Here is a 17,089-nt window from a genome sequence, read left to right as displayed (position 1 = left end):
CTAATGTTGGTGTTGGTTGTGTTGGTAATCGATATAATCGCAATGCATTTGATCTTTCTCTTTCTTCTTAATTGGCTGGGTTTTTAAACCTTTGTTTTTTGCTTGCATCATTTGGTTGATCAAATCGGCTTTTTCACTTTTAATTTGAGAGCGCATGATCTCATCTCGCTTCATATCAAAATAGGTCACACCTTCAATAATGGTTTTTTCGGCTTTCGCATAAACCGATAATGGATGGTCAGACCATAAAACCAAATCAGCATCTTTTCCAACTTTGACACTTCCGACGCGATCATCAATATGTAATAACTTTGCAGGATTCAAAGTGACAAACTTCCAAGCCTCTTCTTCAGAGATGCCACCATATTTAACCGATTTAGCAGCTTCTTGGTTCAAACGACGTGACATTTCACCATCATCACTATTGATGGCAACTGTTACGCCAGCATTGTGCATAATGGCAGCATTGTATGGAATCGCGTCATTGACTTCATATTTATAAGCCCACCAATCACTGAACGTAGAGCCACCAACACCATGTTCCACCATTTTATCAGCGACTTTATAACCTTCTAAAATATGTGTGAACGTATTGATGTTGAAATCAAATTTTTCGGCAACCTTCATCAACATATTGATTTCACTTTGTACATATGAATGACATGAGATGAAACGCTCTTTGTTTAAAATTTCGGCTAAAACTTCCATCTCAATATCCTTGCGATATGGTTTTCCACTTTTCTTGAGTTGGTCATATGCCTTGGCTCTGGTGAAATAATCAATGTATAATTGTTCAACACCCATTCTTGATTGAGGAAAACGTGAGTAACTCGACCAATTTGATTGTTTTACATTTTCGCCTAGAGCAAACTTTATAAATTTTGGACTATCATCAATAATCAAGTCATTTGCACTGTTTCCCCATTTCAACTTAATGATGGCTGAACGTCCACCAATAGGATTGGCAGAACCATGTAGAATTTGAATTGTGGTTACACCTCCAGCAAGGTTTCTGTAAATATCAATGTCTTCCTCATCAATAACGTCTTCAATACTAACTTCTGCTGAAGAATTTTGTCCGCCTTCATTAATTGAAGCAGCAGCGATATGTGAGTGTTCATCAATAATACCTGAGGTTAGATGTTTTCCAGTAGCATCTATGGTTTTTGCATTGCTATCTGATAAATCCTTTCCGATTTTAGCGATCTTTCCATTCTTGACCAATACATCGGTTTGCTGCAAAACACCTTCAGCTTCGTTTGTCCAAACAGTTGCGTTTTTAAATAAAAGGGTTTCTTGCTTTGGAAGTTCCTTAAAACCGTAAGCATTGTTAGGGTAAGTTACAGGAACGGTTTCCTTTGTTTTGGTTTCCGATTCTTTTTTATCATCAGAACCCTCATCTGTATCAGTTTTTTTGTCTTCGCTTTCTAGTTTTTTAGCGAAAAAGGTCATTTCATTTCCATTAGGAAATAAAGCTTTTCCATTGAGGTTGTCACCTTGGGAAACATTGGCAACCAACCTGATAAATTCTTGAGACGTAGAATCTTTTGAGGTCATACTAATGGAAAGCCAATCATCAGTATAGCTTACTTTAGAACCTCTTTTTTTATCATCACTGGTAATCTCAGATTTCAATTTGCTCAAACTGCCCTTGAGACTCATTTTATAGGCATCTCCTGCTAAAGTAAATTCATAATCTCCTCTTACATCTTTAAGGTTCATATTCTCTAAAACTGTTTGATTTCCTTGAACCCAGTTTTCATAAACAGTAGTTTTCGCTTCAAAAAGATCGCCAGAAGTAATTAAAAAGTTGGCATATGCACCTTCTTTTAAGTGACCTAATTGAGCAGATTTCCCTAGAAGTTTTGCAGGAATGGTTGTGAGAGCTGCTAAAGCTTTTTCTTTTGAAAGTCCATACGAGATGGCCTTCATTAAATTGGATTTGAATTCTTTAGGCGATTTCAACTCGTGTGTTGTAAAAGCAAAGGTTACATTGTTATCAGCTAAAACCTTTGGATTGGAAGGTTCTTGATTCCAGGCTCTCATATCACTAAGTGAGAGCGATTGTGACAAGTATACATTTTCAACATCATAAGCATCTTGAAAATCGATTGGAAGGATAAAAGACGCATTGGTAGCCTTGATTTCATCAATACGCTCATACTCGTCTCCACCACCTAAAATAACATACTGTATTCCAAATTGATCGCCAACTTTGTCAGCTCTCAAAGCATTGGCTCTGCTGCCAGCATCAAAAATTTGAACTAATTTTTTATTCCTGTTTAGGGCTTCAATTGATAGGTCTTTAGTTTTACTATTCCCTTTGGCATACCAATCGGCATCGAGATACAATTGTCTCAATAATGCCATGCTTCCCATAATGGAACCAGGATAGGATTGTCTGGAGGTAACACTTTTACTGAACGACAAGTATTGACCAGAAGTTTGATCAAGAACAGACATATCGTTGCCGTCTTCAGTGTTAAGCGCTACTAAAGTTCCAGTACCTCTTACAATACCATCTTGAATGTGTGTGTTAACCACTCCAAACCCTGCATTTAAAAAGTCTTTTGCTTTTTTTGAATCAAAACTAAATTTCGAAATAGCATTGTTTTCTGGCATAACATGGTCATTCCAATAATAACCTGTTCGGGTTGGTTCGTATTGCGGACTTCTACCACTACCACTAGCACGTTCGGGTTTGTTAACACCAAAATCTGTAAACATATCAATAAAGGATGGGTAAATATATTTACCATCAAGATTGATAACAGTTGTATTTTTAGGAATAGATACTTGTGAGCCTGAAGCTACAACCTTTCCATTCTTAATAAGAAGTGTCCCGTTTTCTATGACTTCTTTTGGACTGAGATAAATCTTTGCGTTTGTAAACGCAGTGTAATTGGTGTTTGTAGTTTTAACACCATCATTTTTTGGAAAATACTCTTGAGCGAACATTGAAATACTACAAAATAGCAGCAAGAGCGTTAGAGGAATTCTTAGCATATAATAGTTGATTAAATTTGCTTCTAAGATAATAATTAAACAAAAGTTAAGTTGCCTTTGAAAGCTTTTTAACGTTCTTATAACGGATTATCTTTATAATAGTTTACCAACAAGGCTACAACATAACTGTAGCTTTCCATACCTGCAGATTGATTGTTTGCTTTTAGGAAATTATTGTAAGTGGTTTTAAAAACAGGTTCAAGTATATTTTGATAGCCATCCCAAAACAATCGTACTTCTTGGTAATTTTTCAAAACGCCTATATGAACATTTGAGAGTAGCATTTCATAAGTTTTAGGGTCTCGTCTATACAGTTCACCTAAACAATGCCTTAAAGCAAAAGCGTGTCCAGAATATTTAAAATATATACTTGGATGATGCATAGCTGCCATGCTACCAATAAAATTAGCTTCATTTTCCGCAGCATAACCTAGTTGATGCGCCACTTCGTGACTTCCAGTAGTGGGAAATTTATAGGAAGGAATTAATCCGTCAACTTGGGCTTCATTGGTGAACGGATTTAAATATCCAGAAAATCCCATATAAGTTAGTGGTAAACTGTAAATGGACGTTTTGATACTACGAGGTTGATATGCTAAATATGGAAACTCTTCAGACAATTGATCGTAGCCTTCAGGAACCATTTTTAATAATTCAGCTTTTGAATAAGGCATTATTACCATAACAGAATCATTATTGGTGATTTCTAAATGGATTTTGTTGACTTTAGTCGTTAGCTTTTCAGTAAGTTCAATGAGTTCTTGCGTTGAATAGTCTTTATCAAGAGATAAGGACTCGTGTAGTGGAAGTCGATAATAATTAAAGGCCCAAAGTAAGTGAAATGCAAAATAGCCAATGGAAACAGCCGAAAGAACATCAAGGAACCATTTTTTGGTATCCTTGATAATACGTTTTCTGTTTAGGAAAACCCATCTGATGACATAAATACTTAGCAAGGTGTAAAGTAGATCTCCTACAGAAAAAGGAATCCAACCAAAAGTATAACGCATCAGTTTTGAAATATAAATGTAAAGTCCATGACTATAAACCGATTCTACAAATGAAGGGTACAATGCTAATAGCTTCAGGAATAGAATCTGAGGTAAAATTGAAAAGGCAATGAGGCTTTTTTTGTATTTTAGCATACACCAAAAATACTAAAAAGAATGTACCTTTGTGGAACTAAAAAAACAATATTATGAGTGCTGAAATAAGACAGTTGGAGCCACAGGGTTTATGGAATAAGTTTGCAGATTTAAACGCTGTTCCAAGACCATCCAAAAAGGAAGAACGCGTGATTGAATTCATGAAAAATTTTGGAAACAGTTTGAATCTGGAGACAATTGAAGATGAAGTGGGTAATGTCATCATAAAAAAACCTGCAACCTCTGGTATGGAAGACCGAAAAACCGTTGTGATGCAATCACATTTGGACATGGTTCACCAAAAAAACAATGATACAGTATTCGATTTTGAGACACAAGGTATCGACATGTTCGTTGAAGGTGATTGGGTTAAGGCCAAGGGTACTACTTTAGGAGCCGATAACGGATTGGGAGTGGCAACCATAATGGCTATTCTTGAGAGCAATACTATAGAACATCCAGCTATTGAGGCCTTATTTACCATAGATGAGGAAACTGGAATGACTGGAGCTATGGGATTGAAAGGTGGTATGTTGGATGGAGATATTTTACTGAATCTAGACACCGAAGAGGATGATGAAATTGGAGTAGGATGTGCAGGTGGCGTTGATGTGACAGCAACAAGATCTTATAAGCAAGAATCTGTTTCAGAGTCGCATTTAGGTTATCAAATAGTTGTAAAAGGTTTGCAAGGTGGACATTCAGGAATGCAAATCCATGAAGGTTTAGGAAATGCCAACAAAATTATGAACCGATTGTTGTTCAACGGATTTGAAAAATATGGTCTACGTATTTCTGAAATTGATGGAGGAAGTTTGCGAAATGCCATTCCAAGGGAAAGTCAAGCGAAAGTTGCTATAGAAAAATCCAATGAAGATAATTTCCTATCGGAAACAAAATCTTTGGCAGCAGCGATTCAACTAGAATATAAAACAATGGAACCTGACTTGAAAGTTGAAATCAACCCGATGGAGTTGCCAAATCAAGTCATGGAATTAGGTGTTCAAGAAAGTTTGATTAAAGCCATTTATGCAGCTCTTAATGGTGTGTATAGAATGAGTCCTGATATTCCAGACTTGGTGGAAACCTCGAATAATATTGCTCGTATATTGGTCAAGGACGGACAAATTAAAATAGGTTGTTTAACTCGAAGTTCGGTGGAAAGTTCGAAATGGGATTTAGCCGACGCTTTGCGTTCTGCATTTGAGCTGGCTGGATGTGATGTGACGTATAGTGGTGATTATCCTGGTTGGAAACCCAATATGGATTCTGATATTCTTAAGGTAATGGTACCGCTTTATAAAGAATTGAACAACGGTGAAGAACCTCATGTAGCAGCATGTCATGCTGGTTTGGAATGTGGTATTTTGGGAACCAATTATCCTGAGATGGACATGATAAGTTTCGGACCAAATATTAGAGGAGCACATTCACCTGACGAACGTGCACAAATATCGTCAGTACAGAAATACTGGAATTATGTACTGGAAATTTTAAAACGCATTCCGAAAAAGTAATGATAAAAAAAGCCTTTCCATTGGAAAGGCTTTTTTATGCTTGTTTGGTATTGAGTTTTATTGAGAAATCTCAGTCATTTCAAGAATAAAAGTCAAATCTGTATTTGGTGGAATCATGCCTCTGCCACGTTCGCCATAGGCCAAATGTGCAGGAATATAGAAAAACGCTTTTTCACCAACTCGCATCGAGGCCAAAGCTTCCTTAAATCCTGAAATCATTTGCGCATCTGGTTGAATAGGCATGCTCGTCGGCCCATAAGCTCCAGCTTCTTGACGTCTCGGATTCACCATGCCATACTTTTCGGCAACTTCCAATGAATTACTATCAAATAAACGACCGTCTGTGAAATAGCCTTCATAAGCTATCATAGCACTTTGGCCAGTTTTTGGTTTCTCACCTGAACCTTGGGTTAGGATATGCTTTTTTAAGCCAGAGGCCAAGGTTTTACTTTTGGCAGTGTAATCATCTAGAATTGGCTTCATTTCCTTTGAAGCTTCAGCGATTTTCTCTTCTCTAATACGTTGTTCTTCTTCAGCCTTTAATCGAGCTTCTTCTTGAATATCTTCAATTCTTTTTTCGACATTTGGTAATTCAGATTCAAAAACCTTAGCAGCATTAAATGATTTTGCAGCAGATCCTTTTCTGATAATATTTACTTCCTTAATAACCACATCTTCCAGAGGTTTGTTCCCTGGGCCTGTTTTGACATTCGAAATGGAATCCTGTACTTCAATTCCTTTAACCAATTCTCCAAAAACGGAATGACAGCTTACACGAGGTTGGTCACAAGGTTTTAGATTGCCATCAGCATCGTAAAAATTTAAGCTCGGATAAGGGACTTCAGTAATAAAGAACTGACTGCCATTAGTGTTAAATCCGCCACTATTCGCCATAGATAAAATACCTGGCCTATCGTGTTTTAAACTCTGATCAAAATCGGCAGTAAATTTATAACCTGGAGAACCAGTTCCAGTGGCAGTTGGATCACCACCTTGAATCATAAAATTATTCATAACTCTATGGAATGTCAATCCGTTATAAAATGGTTTGCCTTTATATTGTTCCTCAGCCATAGGATGATTGCCTTCAGCAAGTGCTACAAAATTAGCAACAGTCACAGGAACCTTATCATAAAATAGCTTAGCTATCATGGTGTCTTTTGAAGTCACAAACTCTGCATAAAGACCATCTTCCAAATCTGGGTATTCTTCTTTACAAGAGAATGCTGTCACTAATACTAACAGCACTAATAATCGGGTTGTTTTACTAATCAATTTCATAAATATTTATTGGTTTTGGGTAATTGTATTAACGGTTACTTCACAGATTAAAGGGACATTGGTGCCAATTCTATTGGTGTCTCCGTAATAGCCATAAGCTTTTTGTGAAGGAAAAAGGAATGTTACGGTCTCACCAGGTTTCATTAGTTTTAGACCTTCTCTCAATCCAGTAAAGATCTCTTCTTTGTCCATAACATAATCTTGAACGCTTAAATCTTCTCTAGAATAGATTGTATTTTGATTGAGGTCTTTTACATCATAGCTGAAATTCACAATATCTCCAAACCCTGGAGTGATGGTATCCTGTTCAACTTTGTTATTGTAATAATACCAGAAACCACTTTCAGAAGCGATATAATCAACATCAGGATTTTTATCCATTATGGTTTGGATAAGCGCATGTTCTTTCTCATTCAATTTGATATTGCGTTCAGCAGAGGCTTGTATAAAAGAACCGGATTGAACAGATTCAGGTCGTCTGGCGTCAGGTGATTTGCAGCCAAATACCAATATAACGGCTAAGATTATGATGCAAATAGGTTTCATTACAGATTCAGGTCTTGTTTATATTCAGGCAAGATACTAATAAATTTATCAATCGTGTCTTTCAGACTTAGATCGCTTCTTCCTCCAGCTGCATTTGTATGTCCACCACCATTAAAATGTGCTCTTGATAGCTCATTTACAGAGAAATCACCTTTGCTTCTTAATGAAATTTTAATGATGTTCTCTTGCTGGTTTTCGATAAATATAGCTGCAAAAATGATGCCTTCAAGAGAGAGTCCATAATTTACAAAGCCTTCGGTATCTCCTTTCTTGAAGTTAAAGGTATTGAGTTCTTCTTGTGACAATGTGATAAATGCGGTTCTATATTCTGGAAGAACTTTCAAGTTGCTCAAAGCTCTTCCCAACAATTGCAACCTGTCATAACTATTGGTATCATAAATCTGATTGTGAATTTCAGCATTATTGGCACCTTTTTCAATTAATTCACCGATGATATGATGTGTGGCACTGGTCGTTAAAGGGAATCGAAATGAGCCCGTGTCAGTCATGATTCCAGCATATAAACATGTTGCAATATCTTTATTGATGAGGTCTTTGTCACCGAGCATTTCGATAAAATTATAAACCATTTCACAAGTCGAGGACATCGTAACATCTGAATAGGTGAAATTAGCATAGTCATCTGGTTGCTGATGATGATCGATCATAATCTTAATGCTATTGGAATTTTCGACCACAGATTCCATACCTCCAATTCTATTCAAGGCATTGAAGTCTAAAGTGAAGATGATATCAGTTTTGTTAATCAATGTATCGCATGATTCCTGTTGTGTATCATATTTCAATATTGTCGTTTCTCCAGGCATCCATTTCAAAAAATCGGGATAGTCATTAGGTGCAATGATCGTACAATTATGATGTGATAACCTTAAGTAATGGTATAAGGCTAAAGTAGAGCCAATGGCATCACCATCGGGATTTTTATGTGGAATTATGACAATTGCTTTTGGGACGTTTAGTAACGTTTTTATTTTACTGATTTCACCTGCATTCATAGACGACGAAGATACAAATTTTTAATCTTGGTTTATACCGAATTTCTAAAGAATTATATTACTTTTGCACCAAATTTTACAAGAATAATTAGTTCAATAATCAAAATACAAATGGCAACAAATAGAACATTTACAATGCTTAAGCCAGATTCTGTTGAAAAAGGGAATATTGGTGCAATTTTAGAAAAAATTACAGCTTCTGGTTTTAGAATCGTAGCAATGAAGTTAACACAAATGACAACTGATGATGCAAAAGAGTTTTATGCAATTCACAAGGAAAGACCTTTCTTTGGAGAGTTGGTAGAATACATGACTCGTGGTCCTATTGTAGCGGCAATTCTTGAAAAGGACAATGCTGTTGAAGACTTCAGAACCTTGATTGGAGCTACAAATCCAGCTGAAGCTGCTGAAGGTACCATCCGTAAATTGTATGCAGCATCTATTGGTGAGAATGCAGTTCATGGAAGTGATAGTGATGAAAATGCTGCTATTGAAGGCGCATTTCATTTTTCGGGACGTGAAATGTTTTAATTGAAACATTACCTTATAAAAAAAAGCGCAACTCATTGAGTTGCGCTTTTTTCGTTCTATTATCTTACGATAAGTTTTTTTATGGCAGAGGTTTTAGTAAGTGTGTTTTGAATTTCTAAAAGATAAATACCAGTGTTTATTGTTGGTAGTTTTGTTTGTGCAACTTGACCATCTGCTTCTAACTCAAAGTTTATTATTTTTTGACCAGTTATCGTATGTACTGAAATGTTATACGAACCGGGTTTAAGATTTCCGAAGTTAAGCATTTGATCTTTGCGTATCGGATTGGGAAATAAACTAATATCACTTTGATCGAACGATTCAACACTCAATAGATCTGAAGTCAATGCTAAATGTGCATTTAATCTACCATAGCCATGGTAATTATCAAATCCAGGTGTATCTTCTATAGGATCTCCAACTTGATCTTCACTGGTTTGAATTAAAATGGCATTAATTTGGTCTACACTTAAATTTGGGTTTACTGATAACATTAAGGAGATGACACCTGCAACATGTGGTGCTGCTTGTGAGGTTCCACCCCAATATCCATTGTAATTGGTATCTGAAGTATGACTTAATCCATAAATGTAATTACCAGGTGCAACCAAATCAATTTCCGGTCCATAGTTACTACCACTTGTAGGGCTCCAGAAAAAAGGACTGGTTCTAGAATCGTCAGGGTTTGTGGAGCCAACTGCAATAGAATTTGCGTATCTCGAAGGATATTGTAATGCTGTATCTCCATTTCCTGTTGACACCACTAATGCAACATCATTTGCATAGGCGTAGTCCACAGCATCTAGAAGAAAACTTGACGGACTATTTCCACCAACAGACATGTTCATGACATCTGCACCATTATCAACCGCATAATAAATACCATCTCCCATCCAAGAATAAAATCCGGAGTTGTTTTCATCTAAAATTTTAATAACCATAATTTGGGAATTCCAATTCACTCCAGCATAGCCAATCCCATTATTTCCAGTGGCAACGGCAATGCCTCCAACATTTGTTCCGTGACCATGATCGTCGGTCGGATTGTTGTCATCATTGGCAAAATCCCAGCCACCATAAATATCATCTACATAGTTATTATTATCACTGTCATTTCCATCAACAATTTCAGAGCTATTTACCCATATTCTGGTTGACACCTCAGGATGACTCATTCGCATTCCTGAGTCAAGAATGGCAACAATAAGATTTGGATCTCCCGTTGTGATGTCCCAAGCCAAATCCATATCAATATCTGCATCAATAGTTGCTGGAGATAATGAAAATGTACCATTGTTAACCATGCTCCATTGTCTGGTCAGCAATAATGGATCATTTGGAATACCACTTCCTGAGCATTTATAATTGGGTTCAACATATTCGAACATATTGGTGTCACGATACATTTCAATCACATTTTCTACACTAATAGAAGCATTGTAGCTTATCAAATAGGTATTTTTTGCCTTTTTGTTTCCAATAACTTTTAAATTGGACACATTAATTTGATTATTTATGCTTTGCAGGTCTGTTGTTTGAAAAAATTCAGAATAGTCAGTATGTGAATTTTGAGTCTGTTTGAATTTGGCGATAATCTGACCTTCAGCATACTCCTGTGATATTTGGATCTGCGCTAAGGCATTAATTCCGATAAAAAAGCATAAAAATTGTAATGTTTTAATCATGGCGTAAAGTTTAGATGGTTAGTATTACTAAAACTAATTTAATGTTTTATATCCTAAAAATATAGGATTAAGATGTTTTAAAGCACATCGGAAAAATCACCATTTGTCATCACTTAAAATGTAAATTGTAATTCGTCTTTTTATAATTTACAGTTCATCTACAGAAAACTACAATTCAGTCATTCAGATTTCTAAAATGAAGGGTTCCTAAGCATCTTTGTACCATCAATCAGAACAAAAATAATTTAAACACAATCATCATGGGTACACTAGCAAAAATCTTGGTCTTCGTTTTAATTAGCCATACAGTGGTTTGGGGACAAGAAAATAATGGTCAAGACATCACTGTAAAAATTGAGAATTTAGATAGCAATAAAGGTCATGTATATGTTTCGTTATACGATTCAGAAAACACTTTCTTGGGAAAAGGTCTTAAAAGCACCTCAAGTACTATCGAGAATAACAGTTGTATGGTGACTTTTGAAAATGTTCCAAAGGGTATTTACGCCATTTCCTTTTTTCATGATGAAAATGAAAACAAAAAAATGGACACCAATTTTATGGGTATTCCTAAAGAAGATTACGGCTGCTCTAATAATGCCAAAGGATTTATGGGACCACCAAAATGGGAGGACGCTAAATTTGAAGTCGGTACAAAACCAATCACACAAACTATAACACTTTAATATCATGAAACATCTAATTACAATCGTACTCATTCTGGTTACTGCAATGGTAACTGCACAAACCAATTATGAAAAGGGCATGCAAAAGGCATTTTCCCTTTGGGAACAAAATAATATGGATGACGCAGAAAACATGTTCGAGCGTATCTCTAATGTAGAAACCGATCAGTGGTTACCACATTATTACATTGCGCAAATCAACAGTTTGAAAAGCTGGAACCTTAAAGATGAAACAAAGCTTAAGGCACAATTGGATAAAGCTCAAGAGCATTTAGATTTGGCTATGGCCATTAGCAAAGAGAACCCTGAATTATTGGTGTTACAAGCACATGTATTGACCAATTGGGTGGCTTTTGATGGAATGACTTATGGAATGAAATACTCTGGAAAAATCAACGAGTTGTACAACAAAGCGTTTCAGCTTGCACCAGAAAATCCTAGAGTTGTTTTCAGTAAAGCAGAATGGGATATGGGAAGTGCTCGATATTTTGGTCAAGACACAGCGCCATTTTGTGCAGACATAGAAAAATCCATTGAACTTTTTGTTAACTTTAAACCAGAAAGTCAGTTTCATCCAGCTTGGGGAAAGCAACGTGCAGAACAAGTTTTAGCTTCGTGTAAAGAATAATTAAAGCCTTATGTCAAAGTTAGTTAAGAATATCATTGTTACCTTCCTTTTAGGATGTGTCGTATTTGTCATTGGAACCTTGTTTGAAGGCGGATTTCACTATAAGAATGTGAACGAGTTCTTAATTTACTTTGCCATATACCAACTTTATACTTTTGCCATCAATTATGTCAATACGCTGTACTTTAACTATATGGAAAAGCGCAAGTTCAAAGCGTATGAGATTATTCAACGAATCGTCTTCGGAATTTTGGGTAGTACTGTAATTACATTGATTACTATCTTTTTCTTGAGGGTTTTAGTTGAGGTCATAATTTTTAAAGAGCCATTTGAAACCTTTATTGCAAATGAATCTTGGCGAGGCTATTCTTTCGGTTTATGGATTACACTAACGATCGTCTCTATTTTTTATGTGATTTATTTTTACAATCGCTATCAAAAAAATAAGATCAAAGAGCAAAAAGTAATTGCAGGAGCAGCAAGTGCCAGATTCGATGCTCTTAAGAATCAGTTGGATCCTCATTTTCTGTTCAATAGTTTAAATGTATTGACAAGCTTAATAGAGGAAAATCCGAAAAATGCCCAAAAGTTCACAACGTCTTTATCTAAAGTCTATCGCTACGTTTTGGAGCAAAAGAACAAAGAATTGGTGACTGTCGATGAAGAACTGGATTTTGCAAGAACCTATATGTCCTTATTGAAAATGCGATTTGAGGATAGTATCGTTTTTGAAATTCCAGATAAGGCTCAAAACCCTGAAAGTAAAGTTGTGCCTTTATCATTGCAACTGTTATTGGAAAATGCTGTAAAACACAATATGGTAACGAGCAGTAAACCGTTACACATCAAAATATATGAAGCAGGAAGTATGCTTGTTGTGGAGAACAACCTTCAGCCAAAGCAAATTGTAAAGAAGAGCAGTGGTGTTGGTCTTGAAAATATCAAGCAACGCTACAAATTATTGTCAAATAAGAAAGTATCAATCAATCAAGAAGCAAAAAGTTTTGCAGTGGCAATTCCTATGCTTACAAAACAAGTATCAATTATGAGAGCTATAGAACCAAAATCAAAATTTGACGACAGATATGTCAGAGCACGTAAACGTGTTGAAGAACTAAAGGAGTTTTATTACAGTTTAATATCCTACTGTTTAGTGATACCATTCCTGTTTTTTATTTGGTATCGTTATACACCTCACACCATTCAATGGTTTTGGTTTCCAATGTTAGGTTGGGGATTAGGATTGGCATTTCACGCTTATAAAGTGTATGTCAACGATGGTATGTTAGGGTCTAACTGGGAGAAAAGACAAATAGAAAAATACATGCGTGAAGAGGAAAATGAAAACGGTAGATGGAGTTAATATAATGACCATGAAAGAGTTTTCAAAAGAATATAATTACATAAGAGCCAAATCTAAGGTCGATAAATTAAAGCGTTTGTATTTGCATATTGCAGCCTACCTTATCATAAATACGATTATTAGTATTGCAAAAGTATGGCGCAACATACATAACGGAGAATCCTTTAATGAAGCTGTTATGGATTATGGAACATTTGCTTTATGGATCCTTTGGGGAATCGCAGTGGCAATTCACCTGTTTTCAGTATTTGGCTTAGACTATATCCTCGGAAAAGACTGGGAAGCTAAACGTTTAAAGAAATATATGGACGAAGACAATTCGTTTAAATCATAAAAAATAAACATCATGGAAAATCAAATAGAACCTTATAAAAGTGATCAACAACGTGCCTTTGAAAGAGAAGAAGCCTATTTAAGAGCTCAAAAAAAGGTAAAAAACCTTATCGGATTTTATTGGCATTTGGCATCATATGTCATCATTAATATCTTCATCATTTGTCTCATCGTTTTTAATGGAGGACGTTTTTGGAGCTTTGGAACTTTTGCTACAGCTATTTTTTGGGGCATCGGTTTACTATTTCACTTCTTGGGCGTTTTTGGACCAGACTTTATGTTTGGTAAAAACTGGGAAGAGCGAAAAATAAGGGAATACATGGATAAAGATCAAAAACATTGGGAGTAAACCTTTTAAGTTTCAAGTATTATGGAATTTAATGAATCTGAAAAACAAAAGTATTTAGCGGCTAAGAAAAAAGTCAAACGCCTTCAGACCTTTTACTTGCATTTGATGCTTTACGTAATTGCGATGGCTCTTCTAGCTTATAATTTTTATATCATGACTGGACCTTATCAAAGTGAAATCACAGCATTGAATATTGCAATCATGGTATTGTGGACACTTTTTATTATCATACATGCTTGGTCTGTCTATAAAGGGAAATTGTTTTTCAGTAAACGTTGGGAGGATAAAAAAATAGAATCCATCTTAAAAGAGAAAAACGAAGAGACAACATTTTGGGAATAATATTTAACATTATAAAAAATTAAGTAATGAATATCATCATCATAGAAGACGAAAAACCATCAGCAAGACGACTACAGCGTATGCTTTCTGAATTGGATATGGAAGCACAAACCTTGCTGCATTCAGTTGAAGAATCGTTGGAATGGTTTCAAAACAATGAACATCCTGATTTGATCTTTTTAGATATTCAGTTAAGTGACGGACTTTCATTCGAAATTTTTGAAGCTATGGAAATTAATTCGGCTGTGATATTTACAACTGCTTATGATGAATATGCTTTGCAAGCATTCAAGTTGAATAGTATTGACTATTTATTGAAGCCTATTGATGAAATGGATCTAGAAAAAGCAGTTTCAAAATATAAACACATGGCACCTCAACAGAAGTCGGTTACGCTCGATTTTGATGATATAAAAAAGTTACTTGTAAATCCGATAGAACGTGAATACAAGAAGCGGTTTTCGGTAAAGGTTGGTCAGCATTTGAAACTCATAAACATTGACGAAATTGAATGTTTTTATAGCGAAAACAAAGGTACTTATGCCTATACAACCGAAGGTAGAAACTATTTGCTAGATACCACTTTAGAGCAGCTAGAGGATGAATTGGAACCGCATAAATTTTTTAGGATCAGTAGAAAGTTCTTTGTCAATATCAATGCTATAGATGATATGATTAGCTATACCAATTCCAGATTGCAAATCAAGCTTAACACATTTAAAGAACAGGAGGTTATAGTGGCTCGTGAACGTGTAAAGGATTTTAAGGATTGGTTGTCTTAAAAGATATCAAATATATCGCCAAGGGAATCTCCAATACCATCTAAAAGTCCGTCAGCTCCAGAAAACAAACTGCTTAATCCTGCATCAAGAAATAAATCCAATACCAAAAGATCGGCAAGGTCAGAATTCCAAAACGTATCCGATTTTTTCTTCGCTTCTTTTTTCCAATCTTGATACTGCGATTCCTGTTTTTGTGCAATAACGACAGGTTTGTTGTTTGCTTGTTGCTTTAACCAATCATCATAGGCGCGTCGTTTGTCTGGATGTGATAAGATATCAAAAGCTTCAACAAGTTTTTCAAAATGCTGTCTGGCATTTTCTGACGAATTTTTTTCAGGATGGTATAGCGCAATTTCTCTTCTGAAGGCTTTTTTAATAGTGTCCAAATCAGCACCATCTTCAACCTTTAGTAGTTCGTAATATTGTGGTAATTCCATAAGGTTTGATATAGAATTGGTTAGAATTGTTTATTGGACGGTATTCTATTGAAATTGTTACGAACTAAAATTAGAGATTGATAACTTCTAGTCCTCTATACGATTGTCATCAAAAGCAGAAGGCAGTAAATTTGGAATCAGTTTGGCGAATATTGGTAACAAAATAGCACCACCTGGTAACATGAATATCGCCAAACTAGGAACAGTTTTGAGCACATCAATCAATTGCGACTGTAGTTTTTTCTGCTCTTCTTTGGTTAAATCAGAATGAGTGGATTTGGTAATGAGAAGCATCAGTTCCTTGCTTTGTTGCAACTCTTTCACAAGACGTTTGCTATTTCTCCTTATGAGTTTTGTGACTAATTGCGTGGAATTATCATAAAAATTAGCAATAGGATTTGTTTGCTGAAACAAGAGTACCTCTTTTTTATGCTTGATGTGAAATTCAGATACAGACAATATAGAATCTTGTATCACTTTGTTACCTATATCTAAACGTTGTGCTAATTGTACCAAAAAATGATATTCAGATTTTTCCAAAATCTCATCATCCCAAATAGATAGGCACATTAAATCAATGAGATAGTGCTTTTCATTGAGATTGATATCATAATCAATATCAAAAATTAAATCCTCTACATCAATATCAATCTTAGGCAAACTGGTTGAAGCTTCAATGACTTCTATAATTTGTTTGTCGTAATCGGTGATTTTGCTTTTCGAATTCAACGATTGGTAAAGTGTACCAACAATAATGCTTTCAAGATTTGCTGAATAGGTTTTAGGATCTGTATTGTGGGTAATAAATTGATGAAAAGCCAAAACATCTACAAACAATAAGGAGTTGGTGATGGACTTGTTGAAATTTCTACTTATGTTATTGTCTTCAATCTTAATTCTATCGTGAATTAATCGTTCCAAAAGAGAACTGTTGCTTTTTCCTATAACCAATTTATCCCAAAGCGATAAATCGGAAACCTCAAGTGATTTATAAAACTTAAGCAACTCCTCTATGAAATTGGTAGCGTTGAATGTTGAATTCTGAAATCGGTAGATATGGTATAGACCAGTAATTAAATTGATTTTTGCCAATTCATCTTCAGAGTAGGTAAGGGTTTGTTCAATAGCTTTCGTGATGCCAACATTTACGCCATAAATAAAGCCAAAGGATTTCAATTCAGTGTAGAGGCTATCATAGTCCTTATAGGGCAAACCGTTTCTTTCAATCTGAGAACAAAACTTTTCAATCCAACCTTGGGCTGACGGATTCATGATTTAGTAATTAAAGACTCTGCAAAGTTAAATTTTTATCTGAACCATGTTCAATTTTATTTCATTAACAAAATTTTAACAAAACCCAAGACGACTGTTTTTCGTATGTGTATTTGAAACATGAATAATTAGATATAACATATTGAAACGATCTCATTTAAAATCAATTA

The 17,089-nt window shown here is 35.4% G+C and carries 17 protein-coding genes; 9 read left to right on the top strand and 8 right to left on the bottom strand.

The window, feature by feature from the left end; translation table 11 throughout:
* Together AB9K26_RS08695 and AB9K26_RS08690 are read right to left on the bottom strand one after the other, a co-directional pair.
* Positions 1-3,006, bottom strand: a complete 3,006-nt coding sequence (locus AB9K26_RS08695; protein ID WP_369972167.1) for an amidohydrolase family protein — start codon at positions 3,004-3,006, stop codon at positions 1-3.
* 77 nt (positions 3,007-3,083) lie between these two features.
* Entirely contained in the window at positions 3,084-4,151 is a 1,068-nt protein-coding gene (locus AB9K26_RS08690; RefSeq protein WP_369972166.1) for a DUF3810 domain-containing protein, read from the bottom strand.
* 53 nt (positions 4,152-4,204) lie between these two features.
* Here AB9K26_RS08690 and AB9K26_RS08685 point away from each other — a divergent pair, with 53 nt between their 5' ends.
* Entirely contained in the window at positions 4,205-5,668 is a 1,464-nt protein-coding gene (locus AB9K26_RS08685; RefSeq protein ID WP_369972165.1) for an aminoacyl-histidine dipeptidase, read from the top strand.
* 57 nt (positions 5,669-5,725) lie between these two features.
* Here AB9K26_RS08685 and AB9K26_RS08680 read toward each other — a convergent pair whose 3' ends face one another.
* From AB9K26_RS08680 to AB9K26_RS08670, 3 genes are read right to left on the bottom strand one after another with little or no spacing between them, the layout of a single operon-like run.
* Positions 5,726-6,949 (bottom strand): peptidylprolyl isomerase, encoded by a 1,224-nt coding sequence (locus AB9K26_RS08680; RefSeq protein WP_369972164.1) that lies wholly within the window; start codon positions 6,947-6,949, stop codon positions 5,726-5,728.
* 6 nt (positions 6,950-6,955) lie between these two features.
* On the bottom strand, positions 6,956-7,495 hold the full coding sequence (gldI, locus tag AB9K26_RS08675) for a gliding motility-associated peptidyl-prolyl isomerase GldI (protein ID WP_369972163.1): 540 nt from the start codon (positions 7,493-7,495) through the stop codon (positions 6,956-6,958).
* Positions 7,495-8,511 carry a bifunctional oligoribonuclease/PAP phosphatase NrnA gene (locus AB9K26_RS08670; RefSeq protein WP_369972162.1) on the bottom strand — a complete coding sequence of 339 codons (1,017 nt, stop codon included), beginning with the start codon at positions 8,509-8,511 and terminating at the stop codon, positions 7,495-7,497. Before AB9K26_RS08670 ends, gldI begins: the two co-directional genes overlap by 1 nt.
* A gap of 111 nt (positions 8,512-8,622) precedes the next feature.
* Here AB9K26_RS08670 and AB9K26_RS08665 point away from each other — a divergent pair, with 111 nt between their 5' ends.
* Positions 8,623-9,042: a nucleoside-diphosphate kinase gene (locus AB9K26_RS08665; protein ID WP_321250830.1), complete on the top strand. Its 420-nt coding sequence runs from the start codon at positions 8,623-8,625 to the stop codon at positions 9,040-9,042.
* Positions 9,043-9,101: 59 nt separating this feature from the next.
* Here AB9K26_RS08665 and AB9K26_RS08660 read toward each other — a convergent pair whose 3' ends face one another.
* Positions 9,102-10,727 carry a S8 family serine peptidase gene (locus AB9K26_RS08660; protein WP_369972161.1) on the bottom strand — a complete coding sequence of 542 codons (1,626 nt, stop codon included), beginning with the start codon at positions 10,725-10,727 and terminating at the stop codon, positions 9,102-9,104.
* Positions 10,728-10,987: 260 nt separating this feature from the next.
* On the opposite strand from AB9K26_RS08660, the gene AB9K26_RS08655 reads away from it, so the two are divergent.
* The 7 genes from AB9K26_RS08655 to AB9K26_RS08625 are packed head-to-tail and all read left to right on the top strand — an operon-like array spanning position 10,988 to position 15,210.
* Complete coding sequence (locus AB9K26_RS08655) at positions 10,988-11,413, top strand: DUF2141 domain-containing protein (protein WP_369972160.1); 426 nt, start codon at positions 10,988-10,990, stop codon at positions 11,411-11,413.
* 4 nt (positions 11,414-11,417) lie between these two features.
* Complete coding sequence (locus AB9K26_RS08650) at positions 11,418-12,041, top strand: tetratricopeptide repeat protein (protein ID WP_369972159.1); 624 nt, start codon at positions 11,418-11,420, stop codon at positions 12,039-12,041.
* Positions 12,042-12,051: 10 nt separating this feature from the next.
* On the top strand, positions 12,052-13,404 hold the full coding sequence (locus AB9K26_RS08645; RefSeq protein ID WP_369972158.1) for a 2TM domain-containing protein: 1,353 nt from the start codon (positions 12,052-12,054) through the stop codon (positions 13,402-13,404).
* Positions 13,382-13,738: a 2TM domain-containing protein gene (locus AB9K26_RS08640; RefSeq protein WP_369972157.1), complete on the top strand. Its 357-nt coding sequence runs from the start codon at positions 13,382-13,384 to the stop codon at positions 13,736-13,738. Before AB9K26_RS08645 ends, AB9K26_RS08640 begins: the two co-directional genes overlap by 23 nt.
* Before the next feature lie 12 nt (positions 13,739-13,750).
* Positions 13,751-14,086, top strand: a complete 336-nt coding sequence (locus AB9K26_RS08635; RefSeq protein ID WP_369972156.1) for a 2TM domain-containing protein — start codon at positions 13,751-13,753, stop codon at positions 14,084-14,086.
* A 21-nt stretch (positions 14,087-14,107) separates the two neighbouring features.
* On the top strand, positions 14,108-14,428 hold the full coding sequence (locus AB9K26_RS08630; protein WP_369972155.1) for a 2TM domain-containing protein: 321 nt from the start codon (positions 14,108-14,110) through the stop codon (positions 14,426-14,428).
* A 26-nt stretch (positions 14,429-14,454) separates the two neighbouring features.
* Positions 14,455-15,210 carry a LytR/AlgR family response regulator transcription factor gene (locus AB9K26_RS08625; RefSeq protein WP_369972154.1) on the top strand — a complete coding sequence of 252 codons (756 nt, stop codon included), beginning with the start codon at positions 14,455-14,457 and terminating at the stop codon, positions 15,208-15,210.
* On the opposite strand, the gene AB9K26_RS08620 is transcribed toward AB9K26_RS08625, so the two are convergent.
* Entirely contained in the window at positions 15,207-15,647 is a 441-nt protein-coding gene (locus AB9K26_RS08620) for a J domain-containing protein (RefSeq protein ID WP_369972153.1), read from the bottom strand. The genes AB9K26_RS08625 and AB9K26_RS08620 overlap by 4 nt on opposite strands.
* 87 nt (positions 15,648-15,734) lie before the next feature.
* Positions 15,735-16,919: an LETM1-related biofilm-associated protein gene (locus tag AB9K26_RS08615; RefSeq protein ID WP_369972152.1), complete on the bottom strand. Its 1,185-nt coding sequence runs from the start codon at positions 16,917-16,919 to the stop codon at positions 15,735-15,737.
* Between the last annotated feature and the right edge of the window lie 170 nt (positions 16,920-17,089).

Source organism: Psychroserpens sp. XS_ASV72 (assembly GCF_041224425.1).
Taxonomy (GTDB): domain Bacteria; phylum Bacteroidota; class Bacteroidia; order Flavobacteriales; family Flavobacteriaceae; genus Psychroserpens.
Note: the sequence above shows the minus strand (reverse complement) of the source record. Positions and strands in the feature narration are given on the sequence as shown.